The sequence below is a fragment of the Mangrovibacterium lignilyticum genome (genome assembly GCF_010882175.1).
In the GTDB taxonomy this organism is placed as follows: Bacteria; Bacteroidota; Bacteroidia; order Bacteroidales; family Prolixibacteraceae; genus Mangrovibacterium; species Mangrovibacterium lignilyticum.
This window is the reverse complement of the sequence record NZ_WKLH01000002.1, coordinates 791,801-813,319: the sequence shown is the minus strand read 5'-3', so window position 1 is coordinate 813,319 and position 21,519 is coordinate 791,801. Positions and strand designations below refer to the sequence as shown.

The window sequence follows — 21,519 nt, the reverse complement described above, 5'->3', positions numbered from 1 at the left end:
ACTCTACAAACGTAAATTTATGAAAAAATCTAAGAAAATCAGGGACTGGTATGCTCTGAAAAAAACTTTATTGATTATGCGACTAACCGCACTTTTTCTGCTAATCGGATTCTTTCAGGTGTCCGCTCTTTCGGGATACTCACAGCAGTCCCGCATGACAATCAGCTTGACAAACACACGTTTGGCTGATGTGTTAAATGAAATTGAAAATTTATCGGAATACTACTTTTTGTACAATCAAGATTTAATTGATGTGAATCGAAGAGTAAGTATTGTTGCTGATAATCAAGAAATAAACAATATTCTTGATGACCTTTTTGAAAATACAACGGTGAAATATGTGATTAAAGATCGCCAGATTATCCTGACGAATTTAGGTGAAGATTTCAGAAATGTTCAGCAAAAAGGTGATGTCAAAGGAAAAGTCACAGCACCCGATGGTGAACCAATTCCTGGCGCGACAGTGGTTGTAAAAGGAACATCAAACGGAACAATTACCGACTTTGATGGATTTTACCAACTATCCAATGTCCCGGCCGATGCAGTGCTTCAAGTTTCATTCGTTGGAATGCGGTTACAGGAAATTGATGTAAATGGATTGACCGCTATTGACGTTGTTTTGCAGGAAGAAACAATTGGGCTGGAAGAAGTGGTCGCGGTTGGTTATGGCGTACAAAAGAAAAGTTTGGTTACCGGTGCCATTTCCAGTGTGAAAGCGGAAGATTTACAAAGTGTTCCGGTTGCCCGTGCCGACCAAGCCATTCAGGGACGTACCGCTGGGGTCTCAGTTCTTTCAACTTCTGGTTCTCCCGGTGCCAGTACAAAAATTCGTATTCGCGGGGTAAACTCCAACGGAAATTCAAACCCCTTATTCATTGTTGACGGGATGAAAACCGGTGATATCAACAACATCGATCCGGCTGATATTGAATCGATGGAAGTATTGAAAGATGCTGCTTCAGCTGCGATCTACGGTACAGAAGGTGCCAATGGGGTTATTATTATCACCACTAAATCAGGTACAAAAGGTAATCGGGCCAAGATTACTTACGATTTTCAATATGGAGTACAAAGCGCGCGTAGCGACATGGAACTGATGAATGCAGCGCAATATAAACAGTGGATGGCTGAATCGGGAGCCGGTGAAGTAACACTTGATGGTACAGATACCGACTGGATGGATGAAGTATTTGGCGATGCACCGATGCAAAAGCATCATGTGAGCTATTCTTCGGGTACTGAAAAATCCAGTTATATGTTGTCTGGATCATACTTCTCTCAGGATGGTATTGTTGGTGGCGATAAAGCAAGATATCAACGCTACACAGCTCGTGTAAATTCAAAAAGTAACATGAATAAGTGGTTGGAAGTTGGTAACAATATGAGCTTCTCTCATTCGAAACAGCGCTACATTGGCGAAGATGATGAGTATCGCAGTGTCGTGAACAACTCTTTGTTGATTGACCCGCTGACTCCGGTTACTTACGACGGAACGCCTGATAATGTGCAATCGTTGTTGGATCAAGGGTACAGTGTTTTGCAAAATGAAGAAGGTCAATATTATGGTTTGGCAAAATATGTAACCGGTGAAACAACAAACCCGTTGGCTTTGCTTCAAACTTACCACAACACCATTGAACAAGATAAGATCCTTGGATCGGCTTATGCGACAATCAAACCCTTGAAAGGTCTTTCAATTACATCACGCATTGGATTGGATTTAACTTACCAGGTTCAGCATAGCTGGACTCCGGAATACTACTTCTCCAGTGAGAATCAAAACACGATGACTACGATCGATGATACGATAAACAAGTGGTATACCTGGTTGTGGGAAAACTTCGCCTCTTACAATGTCTCTGTGGCTGACCACGATATTACATTATTAGCCGGTTATTCGGCACAGGAATACCAGGCGCCAGACTGGACAATGCACTCAGGCCCAATGATTGCCCCAGGTGACCAATATGCTTATCAGGGATATCGTACATCAACCGAGTTTGACCAGGTTGGAGGATTGTATGTGAACCAGACGATGAATTCGTACTTCGGACGTTTATCCTATAGCTACCTGTCAAAATATTTATTGGAAGGGTCCATTCGTCGCGATGCTGCCAGTGTTTTTCCAAGCAACAACAGAGCCGCGTATTTTCCTGCTGTTTCTGCCGGTTGGGTAATTTCACAAGAGGATTTCTTTGCGTCGGAAACCATTGATTATTTGAAGCTGAGAGGTAGCTGGGGTGAAAACGGTAGTAAATCAAACTTACCGGGTAACGAAGATCAGGAATTCTGGGTGTTCTCCGGTATTAAGTACCCCGGAGCAGATGATGTTTACCAATCGGGTGCTGAAATTGAGAAATTAATCAATACCGACTTACGCTGGGAAAGAACCAAGCAGGTGGATATTGGTGTTGATTTGCGCGCTTTTGGAAGCAAATTGAATTTCGCGGTTGACTATTACAACAAGAAAACGACTGACTTGATTGTAACCGGAACCGGACCATTATCAGTTGGTAAACCTTACCCTTTTGTGAATGGTGGTGACGTTGTCAATAAAGGGTTCGATTTTGAACTGGGCTATCGCGGCGATATCGGAGATTTCAAGTACAGTGTTAACTTCAATCTGTCAACGCTGGATAATGAGGTTTCAAGTTTGAATGTCGACTCTCCGGTTGCAGGTGACAACCTTCGCGGGTACAACCTGACCTGGTTCGAAGAAGGCTATCCAATCTGGTATTTCAAAGGATATAAAACAGCAGGAATTGATGCCGCTACAGGTGATCCGATTGTTGTCGATACAGACGAAGACGGCGAAATCACGGCAGCAGATCAAACTTATATTGGAGATCCTCATCCGGATTTGCTTTATGGTGCAACATTGAATTGTGCTTATAAAGGTATTGATCTGAATGTATTTATTCAGGGAACTCAGGGGAATGATGTATTTATGGGTTGGTTCCGTTCAGATCGTCCATTCTCGAATAAGCCTGCTTTTATGTTTGAAGATCGCTGGACAGCTAACCATACCAATGCCAGTCGTCCGGCAGCCAACAATACCAGTGACTACGTTTATCGGAGCGACCTGATGATTTCTGATGGTTCTTACTTGCGAATTAAGCAAATACAAGTGGGGTACACATTGCCAGCTTCATTAACTGAATCGATGAAAATTGACAAGGCCCGTTTGTTTGTTTCATTGGATGACTATTTCACGTTTACCGATTATCAAGGATTGGATCCTGAAGCCGGAAGTTCAACGGATAACCGTCAGGGTGTAGACCGTGGTATTTACCCGATTGCAGGCAAGATTTTATTTGGATTCTCGCTCAATTTTTAATCAAAAATTACTGAACAATGAAATTTTTAAATCGATATAAATTAATTGCAGGTCTTTCAATTCTGCTTTTCAGCTCATGCAGCGAAAGCTTTCTTGAAGTTGAACCGACGGGGCGCTTAACCAGCGAATCATATCTGAAAACAGATGATGAAGTTAAAACGGCCATGATTGGAGTCTATAATTCGATGCAGCACAACTTTTCAAATGGTAGTTGGGCAAGTGTCTTCTTTATTAAAAACCTTCCCGGTGACGATTGTATGGCCGGTTCAAGTGAAGGTGACCAAACCGGTTATCAGAACATTGACGACTTTAAGATCCAAACCGACAATGTGAAGCTCGAACTGATTTGGACTAATTTTTATAAAACAATCAACTCGGCCAACACCCTCATAAACAAGGTTGAAGGAGATACAGATGCGAAAAAGGCCATGATAGCCGAAGCCAAAGCGATTCGTGCCTATACTTACCTGGAGTTAGTGACTTTGTTTGGTGGTGTTCCGTTAATGACGACAAATCCAACAGATGAGGGTGCTTATCACCAACCCCGGGCAACTGCTGCCGAAATTTATGCCCAGATTGAAACCGATTTTACCGAAGCAATTCCTGATCTGCCGTTGAAAAGCGAGTATGATCCGGCTGATATTTTCCGGTTCTCTAAAGGCACAGCACAGGCTTTCCTTGGAAAAGCATACCTGTATCAACAAAAATACAGCGATGCTGCAACTCAGCTGGCTTCTGTAATCAGTAGTGGCGAGTATGATTTGGTGCCTGATTTTGCAGATGTTTGGTCAAAAGAAACAGAGTTCGGCGACGAGTCTCTTTTCGAAATTTCGTACACCGCACAAGAAGTTTATGACTGGGGAAATTTCCCCTGGGGTGGAGGTAATGAAAGTAATATCGAAGTGCAGTTACAAGGGCCCCGGAGCGATTTATTCGACTTGAGTAATTCAACTTTGCCAATTATCAATGGTTGGGGATTCAATATGCCTTCTGCAAAAATAGGTCACGCATTTGAGGCTGAAAATGATGTTGTACGTGGTGCTGCTACTTTGATTTCCGCAGCTGATTTTGAGGCCACCGGCGGCGTGATTAGAGATCCCAATGCTCACGATTACGAAGGATACATGCGTATGAAATATGTCACTCGTTCGGGTGAAACAAGCGATCAGGGAATTGGCGAATTGAACTACACAACCAACTGGAGAATTCTTCGTTACGCCGATGTTTTGTTGATGGCTGCTGAAGCCTATCATTTCAATAGTCAGGATGGCATGGCGCTTACTGAATTGAATAAAGTTCGTGAACGTGCTCAATTGGATGATATTACATCATCAGACGATGTTTTTCTGGCAATTGTTAAGGAACGTGAACTGGAGTTAGCGTTCGAAGGTAGTCGCTATTGGGACCTGGTTCGCTGGAATTTAGCTTCACAGGAGCTGGGTGACCTCGGATATCAGGCCAATAAAAATGAATTGTTTCCGATTCCTCAGAATGAGATTATTGCCAATAATGCGATGAGTGCGGATGATCAAAATCCTGGATATTAGTTTTAGGTATAGCAATTGATAGTTGATAACTGATACAGCCCTGACTGATGTCAGGGCTGTATTTTTAATAGGAAAACGTATGAGTAATACCAAATATGTTTTTTGGGGAATCACCTTTGCTTTAATGGCTTGCCAGGCGAAACAACAGGAGCCGCAAGTGAAGGAGGAGATCGCGATAACAAGAGTTCCGACGAAGGTGGAAGTCTTTCAAACGGCTGAAAATACAGACGATCAGATTACGAAGGTGCAGGAACTACAAATGGCAGATTTTGGTCAGCCAACCGAGCGTCAGCCATGCGTGTTTGTTGATCCGAAGCACAAATTTCAAACTTTTGTTGGTATTGGTGGTGCCCTGACAGACGCTTCGGCTGAAGTGTTTGCAAAGTTACCCGAAGAAAAACAAGCGGAATTTTTAACCGCTTATTACGACAAGGAAAAGGGAATTGGCTACAATTTTGCCCGGACCAACATTGCCAGTTGTGATTTCTCGGTTGCCAGTTATGATTACGTGGCTGAGGATGATGGAAGTCTCGAAACATTTAGTATTGAGCATGACCGACAATTCCGGATTCCGTTTATAAAAAGAGCTATTGATGCTGCAGGAGGTGAGTTGAAAATGTTTGCAAGCCCCTGGAGTCCTCCGGCATGGATGAAAGATAACAACGACCGTTTGCATGGCGGTCATTTACTCGACGAGTATAAACAGGCTTGGGCTAATCACTACGTGAAGTTCATAGACGCTTATGTGGCCGAAGGAATTCCTGTTTGGGGCTTGTCGGTTCAAAACGAGCCGATGGCTGTTCAAATTTGGGAATCATGCGTTTACTCGGATACAGAGGAGCGTGATTTTGTGAAAAACTACTTGGGGCCTGCCTTGGAAAAAGCAGGGATGGGCGATAAGAAATTGATTGTATGGGATCACAATCGCGATTTGGTTTACCAACGGGCATCGACCATGTTGAATGACCCGGAAGCAGCCAAATATGTTTGGGGAGTCGGCTTTCACTGGTACGAACCCTGGGCAGGTGGTGGTATGCAGTTCGAAAACCTCAAACGGGTGAAAGAGTCGTTTCCGGATGTGAACCTGATTTTTACAGAAGGCTGTGTGGAACGTTTCGGGATGGATCGCATCGGTAATTGGGCGCTGGGTGAGCGTTATGGTCATTCTATGATTCATGATTTTAATGCCGGAACAGTTGCCTGGACTGACTGGAATATATTGCTTGACGAGCGTGGTGGTCCAAACCATGTGGGTAATTTTTGTTTCGCACCAGTGCATGCCGATACGCAAACAGGAGAGTTGATTTATACCAATAGTTACTATTACATTGGCCATTTCTCTAAATTTATTCAACCCGGAGCCAAACGCATCAGTTGTTCTACCAGCCGTGATTTTCTGGAAAGTACAGCCTTTGAAAATCCGGATGGCAGCTTGGTGATTGTCGTGATGAATGCAAGTGAGAAGGACACGCCCTATCATTTGTGGATTGCAGGAAAAGCGGTCCAAATAGAAAGTCAGGCACATTCAATACAAACGCTGGTTTTGTAGTTGGACTGGTAGCCCGTGGAACGAACCTAAACCAACCCGTTTATGTTTTCGGATTTTAAAAGGCCGATCGCATAAAAGGGTTTTCATTTGCAGAATGTTTATCTTCATGGCTGACTAATTGCTCCTAAAATTAACTCCGACATGAGAAGATCATTGCTGCTTTTTGTTTTTCTTTTTACTTGTGCTGCTTTTCACGCGTCGATCGCAACAGCTCAGGATAATCGTGTATTTCAAGTCTTTCAATTTCCGGCCAATCAAATTCCCGTGATTAATGGCGATCGCTCCGATTGGGACCTGGTGCCTGAAGGCTTTACGGTTGGAATGAATGAAGTGTGGGATGACAGCAAAAAGCATTCGGAAACAAATCCGGATAACCTGGACTTCAGCGTAACGGTTGGCTGGGTGAAAGGAATGAACCGGTTGTACTTTTTGTATGAAGCTTACGATGATTACTGGGATTTTTCGAAACCCGGCTTGCATAACGATACCTTCGAGCTGATTGTTGACAGTGATCAGTCGGGAGGGCCGTTTGTTGATCGTTTTCACCCAAATCAGTCACTTTCCGAAATGGATCGATATTTCTCATTTCATGGCGTGCATGCGCAGAACTACCATATTTTCACGCCCGCAGAAGGAAAGGACTGGACGTTGGTGTGGGGAAGCCAACCCTGGATAAAGGAACTGCCCTATGCCAATGCGGCTTACGGCTACGATTTCGAACCCGGCGAGTCCGGTAAGTTAACGCTTGAATTCTGGGTTACTCCGTTTGACTATGCCGGCAATGATCCTTCGCGCGCCGTGGAGTCCGTTCTGACTGAAAACAAGTTGATCGGTCTTTGTTGGGCGGTAATCGATTACGATGATGTAGATAAGGAAGCAAACAATGGATTTTGGAATTTATCGAAAGAGCACACCATGTACGGCAACGCCTCTTATGCATTGCCCTTCAAACTCATGCCGCTTGACTCCAGCTATCGAAAGCCAATTGAAGCAGAATGGGCTTTTAAGCTGATCGATCCAAATCAGCGGAGGGTTGCTTTTACTGATCATTCATATGGCGAAGTGACCAGGTGGCGTTGGGATTTTGGAGATGGACAAACGTCAACCGAACAAAATCCGGTTCACGAATATGCCGAGGCTGGAAAATACCTTGTTGTACTTTGGGTTGAAGGACCCGCAGGAAAATCGCGCATGGCCAAATTGTGGGATGTGGCCGTAAAATAGACTTCCGTTATCCACCTCATTTTACCGGATTAAAACGGAATAATAAACTGCGACGACAGGCTGTCTTTATATTTATTATGACGTGACTTATTGATTAGCCGCAATTTTATATCCTTAATTTGAAGATTAAGTGGTAAATTGATTGGTAATCAACCTCGCACTCCCAAACAATATAGTTACCTGCTAATTGAAATCAACATTCGATATGTGGTTTAATAGAATATGTGGGTTCGTGCTAATTGCTTTGTTGGGAATAACCGGATGTAAGATTAGAGGGAATGAGTCAGCTAATGCTGAAAAACCGCCGATGGTTGAAGTGCTCAAAGTCTCGTCGATGGAAGTCCGGAAAAGCCTCTCGTTTAGTGGTAATATCGAAGGAAATACGACTGTCCGCCTGGGTTTTATGGTTGCCGGAAAAATCAATTTCATAGCTGCTGAGGAAGGAGATAGTCTGCGAGCCGGTGAATTGCTGGCTAGTATCGATCCGGAAAGTTACCAGATTGCCAAAGTTATGGCTGATGCTCAGGTTGATCAGTTACAGGATGATTATGATCGCTTGAAAGAACTGTACAATCGAAACAGTCTGTCAGAAAGTGATCTGGTTAAAATAACCATGTCTTTGAGAGCAGCTAAAGCTCAGCAGCGTTTACAGGCTAAAAACTTAAGAGATTCAAAATTATATTCTCCAATTGACGGAATCCTGATCCGGAAAGGCGTTGAAGAGGGCGAGATTATCGACAAAGGGCTGCAACTTTTTGCGGTTTCCGATATCAGTAAAGTAAAGGTTTTGGGAGCAATACCCGAGATGGAGCTCCGTTATATGTCGGTCGGTAGCGATGCTTTTGTATATGTCGCTTCGGTCGATTCAACCTTTACAGGTCAAATTGTCGAAATCGGAGCATTGGCCGATCCTGCCACGCGAACCTTCTCCGTAAAAATAGAACTGGATAATTCGGGTTTACTGCTTCGGCCGGGAATGACTGCCGAAATTCAAATGGAGACCGATAAAGAGACCTTTCACATTGCTATTCCGGCCGCTTGTATATTGCGGGATTCCGATAATTCATCCTTTGTATTTGTTGTTGACACGGTTAAAAACAAGGCGTTTAAACGCTTGGTCTCAGTTGGGAGGATTATTGGAAATCAAATTGAAATTACCAGTGGATTGTTGCCCAATGACCTGGTTATTACCACCGGAATGTCGAAGTTAAATAATGGTTCTTCAGTGACTTTAAATAATCCGGGATGAATTTTGTCAAAGCGTCCTTAAAATACAGGCAGGTTTCCGTAACTGTTCTGGTGATGGTTTTTGTCGCCGGAATCTATTCGTTATGGACGATGCCAAGGCGTGAAGATCCGCAAATATCATCACCCATGGGATTGGTAATTGCTTATTATCCGGGAGCAACCGCTATTCAGGTTGAAGAGCAACTGACCTCCCGGATTGAAGAGTACTTATTTCAATTCCCCGAGGTCCGGAAAGAGAAAACATATTCAACGACCTGTGATGGTGAGTTGGTTGTTAACGTTTGGTTGAACGACGGAATTACCCATCCGGAAATTTTCTGGAGTAAGCTTCGCCACCAGCTGATTGTAGCCAAAGTGCTGGAATTGCCGGATGGAGTTATTGGCCCAATTGTTAATTCTGATTTTGGCGACACCGAGGCTTTGCTGATCAGTGTGGAGTCTGATCAATCTTCCTATACGCAGCTGAAGGAATATGCCAAGTTACTGGAAGACCACATCCGGACAATTCCGGCAACATCAAAAATTAAACGCATTGGAGAGCAGAAGGAACAAATTTCAGTTTACTTCAATCCGGACAAATTAGCTCAATATCATGTTAATCTGGAATGGGTTGTTAAGGTCCTGCAATCGCAAAATACCATTAGTTCATCCGGTGTTATTAAAACAGATCGGAATAATGTCGCGCTGCATACCGAAGGTTACTACAATACTGAAACGGAGCTGGCGAATCAGGTTATCGGCACTTCCGAAATCGGATCAGTGATCCGCCTGAGCGATATTGCGACCATCAAGCGCGAATACCAGGAACCGGAAAACGATCTTCGGGTGAATGGCAAAAAAGCCGTGATTGTTTCAGTGCAAATGAATGAAGGCAACAACATTGTCAAATATGGCGAACAGGTTGATTCGGCTATTTCGGTGGTGAAGGAACTGATCCCATCGAATGTTGAGATAAGCCTTGTGGCCAATCAGCCGCTTTTGGTCGATGAAAATGTCAGTCGGTTCTTGCGTGAGTTTCTAATCGCGATTCTAGCTGTAATCGTCGTCATCTTGTTGCTGCTTCCTTTCCGGATTGCAGCGGTTGCTGCGACTGCCATACCGATCACAATTGCCGTAACATTTACTGTTTTGCACGCCATTGGGGTTGAATTGCACCAGGTCTCGCTGGCTGCCTTGATCGTGGTGCTGGGGATGGTTGTTGACGATGCAATCGTGGTGGCAGATAATTACGTTGAATTGCTGGATAGTGGCGAGCATCGCTGGACTGCCGCCTGGCGCAGTGCCAATGATTTGGTCATCCCGGTTTTTACGGCCACCATCACCATCATAGCAGCTTTTCTGCCGATGACTATTTTAAAAGGTGCTATTGGCGAGTTTATTCACGATCTGCCGATTACTGTTACCGTAGCGCTGGCATCTTCATTTGTTGTGGCGATGTTCTTCACGCCCATGCTTTGCTTTGCATTTATCAAAAAAGGGTTACATGATCGCACTGTGCGGTGGGATCAGAAGGAAAAGAAAAAGTCCTTGCTCGATCACATGCAAACCGGTTACGGCAAAATTATTCAATGGTGCGTTAAACATGCCTTTCTGACTGTTGCCGGTAGCTTGCTCACAATTGCTTTGGCTGGTCTGCTGTTTCAATTGTATGTCGGGCAGAAATTCTTTCCCGCTGCCGAGCGAAATCAATTTGTCGTTGAATTATGGATGCCAACCGGTACCAAAGTCGAGCAAACGTTAGCCTCTATTTTGAAAGTTGAAAGCTGGATTAAAGATGATGATCGTGTTGTCTCCTATGCGACCTTTACGGGGATGAGCGCTCCCCGCGTTTATTACAATTTTTCGCCTGAATTTCCGGTTAGCAATTACGCTCAGATGCTGATTAATACAACCAGTGAAAAAACGACCGATGAACTGGCGGCAGAACTTTCGCAGGAAGTGGAGGCACTGGTGCCTGAGGGAACGGTTCAGGTAAAGCTGATGCAACAAGGGCTACCGCTTCAGTCTCCGGTTGAGGTACGCATTTTTGGCGACGACATTCATACCTTAAAAAAAATCGGAGCATCGGTGAAAAATGTTCTTCGGGAAAGTATAGGGAGCCACTTTGTGCACGATGATTTTCGGGAAGACTATTTTGGTGCCAGCATTCAATTGAATAACCAGGCCTCGCGCCTCGGGTTTACAACAGGTAGTGTTGCCAAGCTCATGTATATTAGTACCAGCGGTGCTTCCGTCTCAAGAATGTACGAAGGTGATAATGTCATAGCGATCGTTCTGCGAATGGACGAAAGTAAGCGAAGGAGTATTGAGGCCCTCGAAAACATGTACATTGAATCGCCGGTTACAGGTGAGAACGTTCCTTTGCGGCAGATTGCCCAGGTTGTACCGCAATGGCAAGCCGGAAGAATTATGCACCGCAATGGCATGCGCTGTCTGACAGTTGGCAGCGAAACAACCCGACAAGTATTACCATCTGCTTTGCTGAATGAAATTCAACCTAAAATTGCTGAAATAAAACTTCCGGTTGGCTACCGCATCGCCTATGGTGGTGAGCAGGACAACAAACAGGAAGTCATGGGGAAAATGATTGTTGCCCTGGGGATCAGTTTGGTGGCTATTTTTCTGATCCTGTTATTCCAGTTTCGAAATATTAAAGAAGTCAGTTTTGTCATGCTCACCATACCCTTGAGCCTTTTTGGTGCTGTTTCGGGCCTGGCAATCACCGAAAGTAACTTTGGCTTCACTGCTTTTCTCGGAATTATCAGTTTGTCGGGCATTGTGGTTCGTAATGCGATCATCCTGATTGAACATACCAATGAACTCATCAACCTGGGGATGGATATCAGAACCGCGGCCATGGATGCTGCCGAGAGGCGTTTGCGACCGATTTTTTTAACGGCGATGTCGGCTGCCTTCGGAGTTGTTCCCATGATCTTATCCGGATCGTCACTTTGGGCTCCGCTGGCCAGTGTAATTGCTTTTGGTGTGGTTTGGAGTATGATCATGGCTTTAATAACCATTCCTGTCCTTTATCTGAAAATAATAAGACGGAAAGACAAGGAGTATCTGTCGGACGAGAAATCGTACTCGTATAATAAACCGGATTTATGGGGCATATAAATGTTGAATAGACGAAGCTTTATGAGGAAGAAAATGATATACAGTTTGTTCTTGCTTCTGGCCGCAACAACGATGCAGGCTCAGGAATACATGACATTGCATAAAGCCAGGCAAATGGCCCTGAAGAAAAGCGAGGATTTGAAGATTGCGGAATCCACGCTGGACAAGTCTGTATACGATCAAAAAGCAGCCCGCACCAGTTACCTGCCTGTTATATCGGCTTCGGCCACCGGAATCTATTTGGCCGATGATTTTGGAAGCGAAATGTATTTGCCAACTTACACAGCCGATGGTGTAACCGGTGAACTGCAGCCCAATTTAATCCTCGATCAGAACGGGCAACCGCTTGTCGGAAGTGATGGAAGTCAGTTGTTTAGTTTATATGCCTTTCTGCCACTCGAGTTAAGTTTGAAAGGGGCTTACCTGGCGGGTATTAAGGTAGAACAGGCTATTTTTACCGGTGGCAAAATAAGCTCGGGTAACCGAATGGCTGACATCGGCGTTGAAATGGCCAAAGAAAATCTGGATATTCAACGTATGCGAACAATTGTGGAGGCCGATAAGTCGTACTGGCTTTACGTGTCGGTACAGTCGAAAGTGAAGTTGGCGGAAACCAATCTCTACATGTTGGGAGCTTTGCTGAAAGGTGCTCAGGATAGCTACGATGTTGGCTTGGCGAAGCGAAACGAAGTGTTGAAAGTCCAGGTTGAATTCGATAAGGCGCGGCTTGATTTACAAAAAGCCCAAAGCGGTCTGGAGTTAACCCGTATGTCGCTTTGTCGGGTTACCGGTTTAGACTTTGCAACCGCCATCAAAACAGATTCTATTCGTGTTGTTTCGGATGAATTCCGGCAGCAAACCGGTGACGAAGATGTTACTTTAAGACCCGAATATCGTCTGCTCAACAAGAATATTGAGTTGGAAGAAAAACGCATAAGTAACGTTCGGTCCGATTACCTGCCAACAATAGGTCTTAGCGCGGGCTACGATTATTTGGGCCATGTTGAATTGAGCGACAACAAGATTAACGAGGGGATGGTTAATGTGATGGCGAATGTGAAAATTCCACTGTTTAATTGGGGTGAAGGGCGACAAAAAGTTGCAGCAGCCCAGGTTGTCAAAAGCATCAAAGAACAGGAATTGGAAAAGAATAAACAACTGATGCAGCTGGAGATCCGGAAAGCGAAACTCAACCTGAAAGATGCTGCTCTACGCATTCAAATTTCGGAAGATGCGCTCCTACAAGCCGCCGAAAATTTGCGTGTCAGCAAGGACAATTACGATGTCGGTCGCGAACTGATGACAGACCTCTTGATTGCGCAAACGCAATGGCAAAGAGCCTCGAGCGAGCTGATCGAAGCCCAAACAAGCTATAAACTCAGCGAAACAGAATACCTGCGGGTTACTTCCCAACTCCTTTCCGGGGAATCAACCGGGAAGTGATGTCTTTCATTGACCTCAACGCATTTTCAGACTGGCCGTTTTTCCGACGTGCCGGACCGTGTTTGGGCCCGAAAAGTGGGGGCTCAAGCTTAAAAATTTAGTCAGCTAATTAATGACCAGGGTGTATCAATCGTCAGGGACTTAACCGGATTGGTAAACCTGTTGGCGCCGGATCTTTTCGTTTGTCGAGAGACCAATCGCACCGGTCGGCCTATGCTTGCTTGTTAGTTCGATAGGCAGATGGACTTGTGTCCAGTTCACTTTTAAATACCCGGTTGAAATGGCTTTGACTGTTAAAGCCGACTTTGTAAGCAATTTCCCCAATATTCAGGTCCGATTCGGCTAACAATCGTTTGGCTTCGTTTATTCTGATTCGGTTGATGTAGGTTTTGAAGTTGCAGTTAAAACCGGCATTAATGGCATTGGTTATTCGACGCTGTGGGATACCTGTTTCTTTTGCAACAAGATCGAGGTTCAGTTCGCTATTGTGAAAATTCCGGTTGATATACGCCATACATTTTTCGTCGCTTGTTTTTTCCTCAGTGGTTTCTACCGGTTGATAGGACACCAGGATCCGTGTCGTCTTATGTTTCCCGGACATGACGGCATAAAGAGATCCATAGATCAACGAAACGAGGGCGAGATAAGCGAAGGTCAATGTGGTATAAAGCCGACGATTGTTTCTAGTGAAAGCGACTGAATAGATCTCCAGTGTTTTTAGTTCGTCGATATCCGGAGAAAATGCGGAACCAATATTCAGGTGAAGAATCTCTGTTAAATCGATTTGGTCGTTGTTTGTTTCCGTCATTTGGTGCAGATCTTCCCACCATTCCGGATGCTTAAGCTGCCCAAAAGGAATATGGTAAGTTTCGGGTTGATCGGATATGCTTAAATAAGAATGGTAAAGCGTTTCATCCTGCGTCTTGTTTTTCTGGTCACTCAGTGGTGGGTTGTATAAGGCAATGCCAACCCGATCAATTCGGATTCCCCGCATTTGAACGGAGATTTGATTGTATCGTTTTGCTTCAATACAGTGGCTTGTTTTTGGTGTGATGCTTAAGCCGGCGTATGGACTGAAAAAGCCTTCATTTAATCTGAATTTCAAACAAAGTAGCGAATCTGTTACCGAAAAACGCTCTATTTGTGATTTTCCACCATCTGATTCGTCGGTGTAAGAATCGTAATTATATAAATCGGAGTTGGGAAAGATGGTTTGATCAGGAATTAGGGAAAAGTAAACAGCAATAGCAGCGAAAAACAGTGATACTGTTGCAATGGGACCGACGAAATATTTTGATTTGAATATTTTGAAAGCCAAATTTTCGATCATGGAGTTTAGAGCTGTTGGGTTGTTGTTTGGTTTCAAAGATAACGAAATATCGTTTTGCGAATTAATGGCAACTAAGAAGGAAAGTGACAAACTGAAATTTACTTGTCGTTTCGGTTTTGCTGAATCAACGATACGAGGAACTCAATCCACACAGGCGGAGAACGGATTGATCGGGAAGAACAAGCAGTAGGGCTTTTAGCGACCTTTAATTGAAGGGCTGTTTTTTAGGTATTCAGCCAGCAATTGTTCATAGCGTTCGGTTGTATCCATATCATCCAACTTCTGGTTTGATTCAAGACAAATCACCTGGTCGCTAAATTCGCGGATTAGTCGTTTCGCACCTTTTTGCCCTTTCAGATTCATTAAATCATTGACGTATTTTTGATCAAATAACGCGGGAACGCCGCGCCAGCCATCGGCTGATTGCGATGCGATTATTTGATTCAGTCGAGGCGTGAATTCCGCTGTTAGCTTGTTGAGATACTCCGTTGTTACCATCGGTTGGTCAATTAATGTAATTAGTATGCCTTCAGTTTCAGGAAGCGTTTTCATGAGGTGACTGACTCCGGCGGAAATGGAGCTGCCCATCCCGGTTTGCCACTGCTCATTGATCAGCATTGTAACCGGGTATTTTTCGATCAGGGAACTGATTTGATCGGCCCGCGAACCTAAAACAACGAATACCGGATGTCCCGTGGCGAGCAGCTTTTCAAGTTGATGCTCAATCAGCGTGGAATTACCCCAGGGGAGGAGTTGTTTGGCTTGTCCCATCCGGGACGATTCTCCCGCGGCTAACAGTAATATGCAGATTTTAGCCATGAATTGAGCCTACCTTTTCCCGCAAAGCGATTGGTTTTTGATGTCGGATTACACTCAGAATTTCAGCTAAAATGGAAACAGCAATTTCCGATGCACTTTCGGCGCCGATATTGATTCCAGCCGGACCGTGAATCAGGTCAAGGAATTCCGGCGATATCTCCGGATCGTAATCCATCAGCATGGAAAGTACCCGTTCGCGTCGTTTTATCGAACCAATCATTCCAAGGTAGGCCGGGTGGATATTTTTCAACGCGAGCAAATACTGAACATCTTTATTGAAACTGTGCGTCATCAATACAACGGCGGTTTGTTCATCTAACACCAGCTTGCCAATGGCGTCGAAGGCAGGTGTGATTAACGAGTCAGCGCCGGGAAAGTAATCACAGGACTTTGGTTCGTCGGCAGATGCGACAATGGTTACTTCCCATCCGAGTAGGTTGGCAGCTTGTGACAAGTGCACTGCATCATGCTCTGCGCCAAAAATATAAAGTTGAAACAGCGGTTCGAAATGTTGGGCGAAACACGCTTGCTTTTCAGCTTGATTGCTGTTGAATGCTGGATTTAACGGGAATACCCTGCCGGGAAAATGAATCAGTGTACCAGCTGTTGCTGTTTCTCCAATCGTCAGCTGGTAGTAAGTTTCCATTTTGAAAGGTTGCCGTTTTTTCAGCAGCGAATCGAACGCATTCAAAAGTTCTTCGCTTAGATAAGCCGGTTCAATGAGCATGTAAATAATGCCCTCGCATCCGATTCGCAAGCGGCCATCGTAACTGATTAGTTTAGCGATCCCCGTTCGGAAAACACTTTGCGCTTGCCGCTCTATTTCTTTTTCAACACAGCCTCCGCTAACGGCGCCTGCCATTTCGCCCGAGTCATTGATAATCATACGAACCCCCGGACGCCGGTATGATGAGCCATCGAGGGCTACAACTGAAACAAAAACAGCTTTTTCACCCTGTTGTTGCCAGTTTTTCAGCGTATGAAACAATTGCTTGATTTCGTGTGTCATGCTCCCAAAGATTTCTTTTTTGACTACGATAGCTCGAACGTGTTTTTGATAAATGGTTGATGGTAGTACCGTTCGCCGGTTGCTTTGTACAAGGCATTTGCCAGTGCCGCCATCACCGGAGGGTAAGGCGGTTCGCCGAGTCCGGTCGGATGAATATCATTGTCAACAAAATGGACTTCAATTGATTTTGGTGCCTCGGTATGACGAATAAGCCGATAAGCATCGAAATTATTTTGATCCGGTTGACCATCGGTAAAGGTGAGTTGGCCATACATGGACTGCCCAATTCCATCAATAATGCCTCCTTCGGTCATGTTAACCGCTGCATCTTTATTGACAACAATGCCGCAATCAATGGCCGCGTAAACTTTTTGAATGACAGGTTCGCCATTCTCAAGCTCAATATCCAGCACATTTGCCACATACGAATGATGGCAAAAATAAGCGGACACGCCGCGGTTCTTGTTGCCTGATCCGGTGTCCCATCCTGATTTTTCGCGTACAAGTTCAAGTACGCCGGCATATCTTGCAGCATCGTAATCGTTATTCTCACCGACGGGCTTCTCCATGGCCCGATTCAACAGGTCGAGACGAAATTGGATCGGATCTTTGCCTGCCGCTTCAGCCACTTCATCGAGGAATGACTGTTCCGCCACAGCATTGAAGTTGGAGCCTGGTGCCCTCATCGCTCCAACGCTAATGTTGGACTCAATGGTCCAGCTTTCGGCCAAATAGTTATCGACAGCTCCTGCCGGGAATCTGTTTGCGTGAAGGGCATGTTCGGGGATACCACCCATTTTGACGTGGAAGCCAATGAGATTATTATCTGCATCAAGTGCTGCCCGGTATAAAGCATGATAAGCCGGGCGATAGATTCCAAAGGTCATTTCATCTTCCCGCGAGTATATCAGTTTCACTGGTGCTTTCATCGTTCTCGAAATCAAAGCAGCTTCAACCATAAAGTGTCCGTACAAACGACGTCCAAATCCACCGCCCATTCGGGTCATCTGGATGTCGATTTTTTCGAGTGGCAAGCCCAGTCGCGCTGACAAGGTCTTTTCCATATATTCGGGAGATTGGATTGGTCCAACTAATACCGCTTCATCGTCTGTGACATCGGCAAAGAAATTCATCGGTTCCATTGGACTGTGAGCCAGAAAAGGAGCCGTATAGGCACGTTCAATCACTTTCGCAGCCTTTTTGAAGGCTTCTTCCGGCTTGCCGTCCTTGCGTTCTGTTCGACCGGGTTTAGCTGCGGCGGCTGCCATCTTTGCATTGTGACCGCTTGTACTTTCAAGCCCGGCAGGTACTGTCACCTTTTGAACTCCTGCTCCCCAGCCTGCGGCATTCATTTCATAATCAGCAAAGGGCTCCCATTCTACCGTTAACATCAACTTGGCATTCATGACTTCCCAGGTCGATTGACCAACAATGGCCACCAGCTCGGGGAATGAGCTTGTATCGGACCACTGTAATGCATAGTCCTCGGTGTAGGTTTTGAAACTAAAAACGTCTAAAATACCCGGCATGGCCTTCGCTTCGGTTGCGTCGAATGATTTCAGTTTCATGCCAAATGCCGGAGGATGGGCAATCATGGCGATTAGCATCCCTTCTTTTTTGTAATCAAGACCAAATAAGGGCTGACCGGTTGCGATCTTAAATCCATCCACATTTTTCTTGGATGTCCCGATAATTTTAAAATCTGTCAAATCTTTCAGTTCCACTTCTTCCGGAACGGGCAGTACTGCTGCCGCTGAAGCGACTTCGCCATAGCCTATCTTTTTACCACTGTTTTGATGAAACAAGACCCCCAATTCGGTTGTGATTTCTTCGACCGGAACATCCCACTTTTGGGCTGCAGCTTCTTTCAGCATTTTGCAGGCTGATGCACCGGCCACGCGGAGCGCATTCCAGCTTTGTCTGATAGAATCACTTCCTCCGGCGAGCTGCCGGTCAAAAATGTCGGTGTTAAGCGGCGCCTGTTCAACAATTACATTTTTCCAGTCTACATCCAGTTCTTCCGCCACAATCATCGGCATGGACGTTTTGACATTTTGTCCAATTTCGGGATTGGGAGACATGATTGTGACCACTCCGTTTTCACCAATCTTCAAATAACCATTGATTTCGAACCACTCGTCGGGAATCGTCAGGCCTTTGGGCGCATTTGTGCTACAGGAAGCCGCCAGCCAGTTAAAGCCAATCAGCATGCCTCCACCCGCTAATACAGAACTTTTCAGAAAGGAACGTCTATTGAATTTTGTCTTTACAATTGTCATGTCACTTGATTTTAGATTAACTATTCATCTGTCAACAAGGTAATTTGTGATGCGATTGGACCGGAAAGTCCCCTAAGAGTTCGCGGCCGTTTTAATTGCTGCTTTAATTCGGTTGTAAGTACCACAACGGCAAATATTGCCATTCATGGCCGCTTCAATATCGGCATCGCTGGGATGGGGATTACTCATTAACAAACCGGCAGCGTTCATGATCTGTCCCGACTGGCAATAACCACATTGCGGAACATCGTGTTCGATCCATGCTTTTTGAAGCGGATGGTCTCCGTTTTCAGAAAGCCCTTCAATGGTCGTTATTTCCTGATCGCCAACTGAATCCACAAAAGTAATACACGAACGCACAGCGAAGCCATTTACAAGAATGGTACAGGCTCCGCATTGAGCCATTCCACAACCAAACTTAGTTCCAACCAGGTTGAGATGATCCCTGAGTACCCAAAGCATGGGAGTGGACGGGTCGACATCCACTTCATGTTGCTTACCGTTGATTTTAAGATTAAAAATTGCCATGTGTTTGCGTGTTTTTGTGATTAACTGTTCTTTCTGTTGGCCTCATTTTCTGTCGTATTTGGTCGTCAGCAGCCCGTTTAATCAACCGAAACTGCCTAGTGAGGCTTTATTTTGTCGTCAACTTCTTTTTTGAAATTTCTGCTGATTTATTTTGAGTACAGAAGATACGCAAATAGTTTAATTATTCAGACGATTTGAACTGGTTTTTTCAGTTGAGGCTTGTCGCTTATTCTTGTTGGACAGTTTATTAGAGATCGGAAGCGTTGCTTTGCCGGTTGGAGTCGGGAAAGGAGGGGCGGACTAAAAATATGGTAGTCGTTCAACAGGCTGGCCGGCTTGTTTTCAGAATGGGTGTTGTTCGGGTCCGTAGAAAGGCAATCCAGTCCCTTCCATCCGGCTTGGAAAGCAGATCGCCCATGCCAATGTGAAAGTTGAAAGCTCTTGCGATCGTCTGAATTCGTGGTGCAATCGCAAGTGGGTCTTTATACCGGAATCAACTTTGTCTTGATTTTTTTGATGTGGTAGCTGAAATGAGGAATGGTCGCAATAGCTATCAATACAAGTATAAGCAAACAACTCATGTAGAAGAAATAGTCTTTGATGAACAGCAAATTGTTTTGATTGGCCACCGTTTTTCCCAACAGTCTCATCGCTCCGGAACGACTCTCCGGGATGGATGCACCACCTTCCAGCAGGGCTTGTTTGTACTGCGTTAAACGATCTGCCAGTAAGGGATCTGCCTGGGTAATAGAGCTGCTAAAGCTTTGTTGATGAATCTTTCTGAAGTACAATCCTGAAGCATTGGTGAGGGCCATCGCACTTGTAAACGTACATGCCCGGAAAGCAACACCGGTTACCGATGCGGAAAAGCCAATCTCGGGCGGCACTGCCGTCACATAAAACAGAACAATGGAAATTATCAGCATGCCGTTACCCAATCCTTGTAAAAACAAAGGTAACAGAAGATCGCTTATTTCAGCCTGGGTGTTTATAATCGACAAGCTGAAAAGGTGGTAGCCTAAAAGTGCCCCAAATCCCATCATCCAGATGATTCGTATTCGCATGCCTTCCAGCAGATAACGGGCAGCCAGAAACACACCGACGACAATACCAACGAAATTGATTAACATGACATAGCCGTAGTGATACACATCCAGGTTAACGCTGTTGCTTATAAAACCCGACAGCAAACTCATATCGCCTTTGCCCAGGTAGAATAAAACCAACAGGCCCATGCCAATTCTAAAATTGCGAGACTTGAAAACCCGCAAATCAATGAACGGAGTCTTCAAAATGAGTTGCCTGATCAGGAACAAGACCAGCAGAACCAGGGCGGCACCCAAACAAAAAACCATTCTCCGGCTTTGCAACCATTGGTAATACTGACCATACAAAATAAAGTAAGCCAGTGTGAGCATTGCTGATGCGTACAGCACATAACTAGCCCAATCCAATGATTTTAGTGACGTCTTTCCATTTCGTCTCAGGTCAATATCATTCCGAAGAATGACGCACAGCAAGATCAATCCGGGGAGGGCGCCAAAAACACCGAATAGAAACACACTGTTGAAATTGAAATTGGAAAAGAGCCAGGCATCCAGTAAATAGGATAGGGGAGCCGATCCGAACAAGGTCGCATACATGGTGGCGTATCCCAGAACACGGCTTCGCTGTTCGTGAAACTGACTAAAAACCAAGGTGAAGACGATGCCTATTGAGCCCAACGAGATTGTTCCTGCCACAAAGCGCATGACCAGAAGCAGGGCGAAACTGTGGCTGACATAAAGGATGCCGTTAATGAAGATGGAAACAGCGACACAGCCAATCAAATAGGGCTTGGAGGTGAAGTTCCCCGAGAACCGGGCCTCTAGCGGAAAACTGACAACAATGGCCAGGTAGTAAATGACAACCGAATAGCGGATATCGATTGTATCGACTCCATAATAACTGGAGGCGGTGCTCATCCCTCCCATATAAATGCCCAAAGCAGCAGCAATGGGCACTAAAAAGAGAAATAAGGAAAAGAAGACTAACCAGGTAGGCACCCAATCCTTAAAAATCTTGTTGTTATTGTCATTTGGCATCG

At 45.0% G+C, this 21,519-nt stretch carries 14 protein-coding genes; 8 read left to right on the top strand and 6 right to left on the bottom strand.

Annotation, left to right across the window (positions count from 1 at the left end; genetic code table 11):
* Window positions 1–19 precede the first annotated feature (19 nt).
* From GJV22_RS10550 to GJV22_RS10520, 7 genes are all read left to right on the top strand, one after another.
* A complete protein-coding gene (locus GJV22_RS10550; protein WP_163712730.1) occupies window positions 20–3,337 on the top strand; it encodes a SusC/RagA family TonB-linked outer membrane protein in 3,318 nt (1,105 codons plus the stop codon).
* A 17-nt stretch (window positions 3,338–3,354) separates the two neighbouring features.
* On the top strand, window positions 3,355–4,884 hold the full coding sequence (locus GJV22_RS10545) for a RagB/SusD family nutrient uptake outer membrane protein (protein WP_163712727.1): 1,530 nt from the start codon (window positions 3,355–3,357) through the stop codon (window positions 4,882–4,884).
* A 79-nt stretch (window positions 4,885–4,963) separates the two neighbouring features.
* Entirely contained in the window at window positions 4,964–6,433 is a 1,470-nt protein-coding gene (locus GJV22_RS10540) for a glycoside hydrolase family 30 protein (RefSeq protein ID WP_205461834.1), read from the top strand.
* 141 nt (window positions 6,434–6,574) lie between these two features.
* Window positions 6,575–7,657: a PKD domain-containing protein gene (locus tag GJV22_RS10535; protein ID WP_163712724.1), complete on the top strand. Its 1,083-nt coding sequence runs from the start codon at window positions 6,575–6,577 to the stop codon at window positions 7,655–7,657.
* Window positions 7,658–7,862: 205 nt separating this feature from the next.
* Window positions 7,863–8,906, top strand: coding sequence for an efflux RND transporter periplasmic adaptor subunit (locus tag GJV22_RS10530; protein ID WP_163712721.1), 1,044 nt, complete (start codon window positions 7,863–7,865; stop codon window positions 8,904–8,906).
* Complete coding sequence (locus GJV22_RS10525) at window positions 8,903–12,025, top strand: efflux RND transporter permease subunit (protein ID WP_163712716.1); 3,123 nt, start codon at window positions 8,903–8,905, stop codon at window positions 12,023–12,025. Before GJV22_RS10530 ends, GJV22_RS10525 begins: the two co-directional genes overlap by 4 nt.
* Window positions 12,026–12,046: 21 nt before the next feature.
* Window positions 12,047–13,468, top strand: coding sequence for a TolC family protein (locus tag GJV22_RS10520; RefSeq protein WP_163712712.1), 1,422 nt, complete (start codon window positions 12,047–12,049; stop codon window positions 13,466–13,468).
* 211 nt (window positions 13,469–13,679) lie between these two features.
* Here GJV22_RS10520 and GJV22_RS10515 read toward each other — a convergent pair whose 3' ends face one another.
* Complete coding sequence (locus GJV22_RS10515; protein ID WP_163712709.1) at window positions 13,680–14,798, bottom strand: helix-turn-helix domain-containing protein; 1,119 nt, start codon at window positions 14,796–14,798, stop codon at window positions 13,680–13,682.
* Here GJV22_RS10515 and GJV22_RS10510 point away from each other — a divergent pair.
* Window positions 14,797–14,988 (top strand): hypothetical protein, encoded by a 192-nt coding sequence (locus tag GJV22_RS10510; RefSeq protein WP_163712706.1) that lies wholly within the window; start codon window positions 14,797–14,799, stop codon window positions 14,986–14,988. The two genes, GJV22_RS10515 and GJV22_RS10510, sit on opposite strands and share 2 nt — an antisense overlap.
* Window positions 14,989–14,993: 5 nt before the next feature.
* Here the strand turns inward: GJV22_RS10510 and GJV22_RS10505 are convergent, their stop codons facing one another.
* The 5 genes from GJV22_RS10505 to GJV22_RS10485 form a co-directional block, all read right to left on the bottom strand.
* Window positions 14,994–15,617 (bottom strand): nucleotidyltransferase family protein, encoded by a 624-nt coding sequence (locus GJV22_RS10505; protein ID WP_163712703.1) that lies wholly within the window; start codon window positions 15,615–15,617, stop codon window positions 14,994–14,996.
* Window positions 15,610–16,626, bottom strand: coding sequence for an XdhC family protein (locus GJV22_RS10500; RefSeq protein WP_163712701.1), 1,017 nt, complete (start codon window positions 16,624–16,626; stop codon window positions 15,610–15,612). The genes GJV22_RS10505 and GJV22_RS10500 overlap by 8 nt, the downstream gene beginning before the upstream one ends.
* A gap of 23 nt (window positions 16,627–16,649) precedes the next feature.
* The gene (locus GJV22_RS10495) at window positions 16,650–18,905 is read right to left on the bottom strand and encodes a xanthine dehydrogenase family protein molybdopterin-binding subunit (RefSeq protein WP_163712697.1); all 2,256 of its coding nucleotides are present in this window, start codon (window positions 18,903–18,905) and stop codon (window positions 16,650–16,652) included.
* Window positions 18,906–18,977: 72 nt separating this feature from the next.
* Window positions 18,978–19,433 carry a (2Fe-2S)-binding protein gene (locus tag GJV22_RS10490; protein ID WP_163712694.1) on the bottom strand — a complete coding sequence of 152 codons (456 nt, stop codon included), beginning with the start codon at window positions 19,431–19,433 and terminating at the stop codon, window positions 18,978–18,980.
* A 482-nt stretch (window positions 19,434–19,915) separates the two neighbouring features.
* Window positions 19,916–21,517, bottom strand: coding sequence for an MFS transporter (locus GJV22_RS10485; protein WP_163712691.1), 1,602 nt, complete (start codon window positions 21,515–21,517; stop codon window positions 19,916–19,918).
* Window positions 21,518–21,519: the final 2 nt, after the last annotated feature.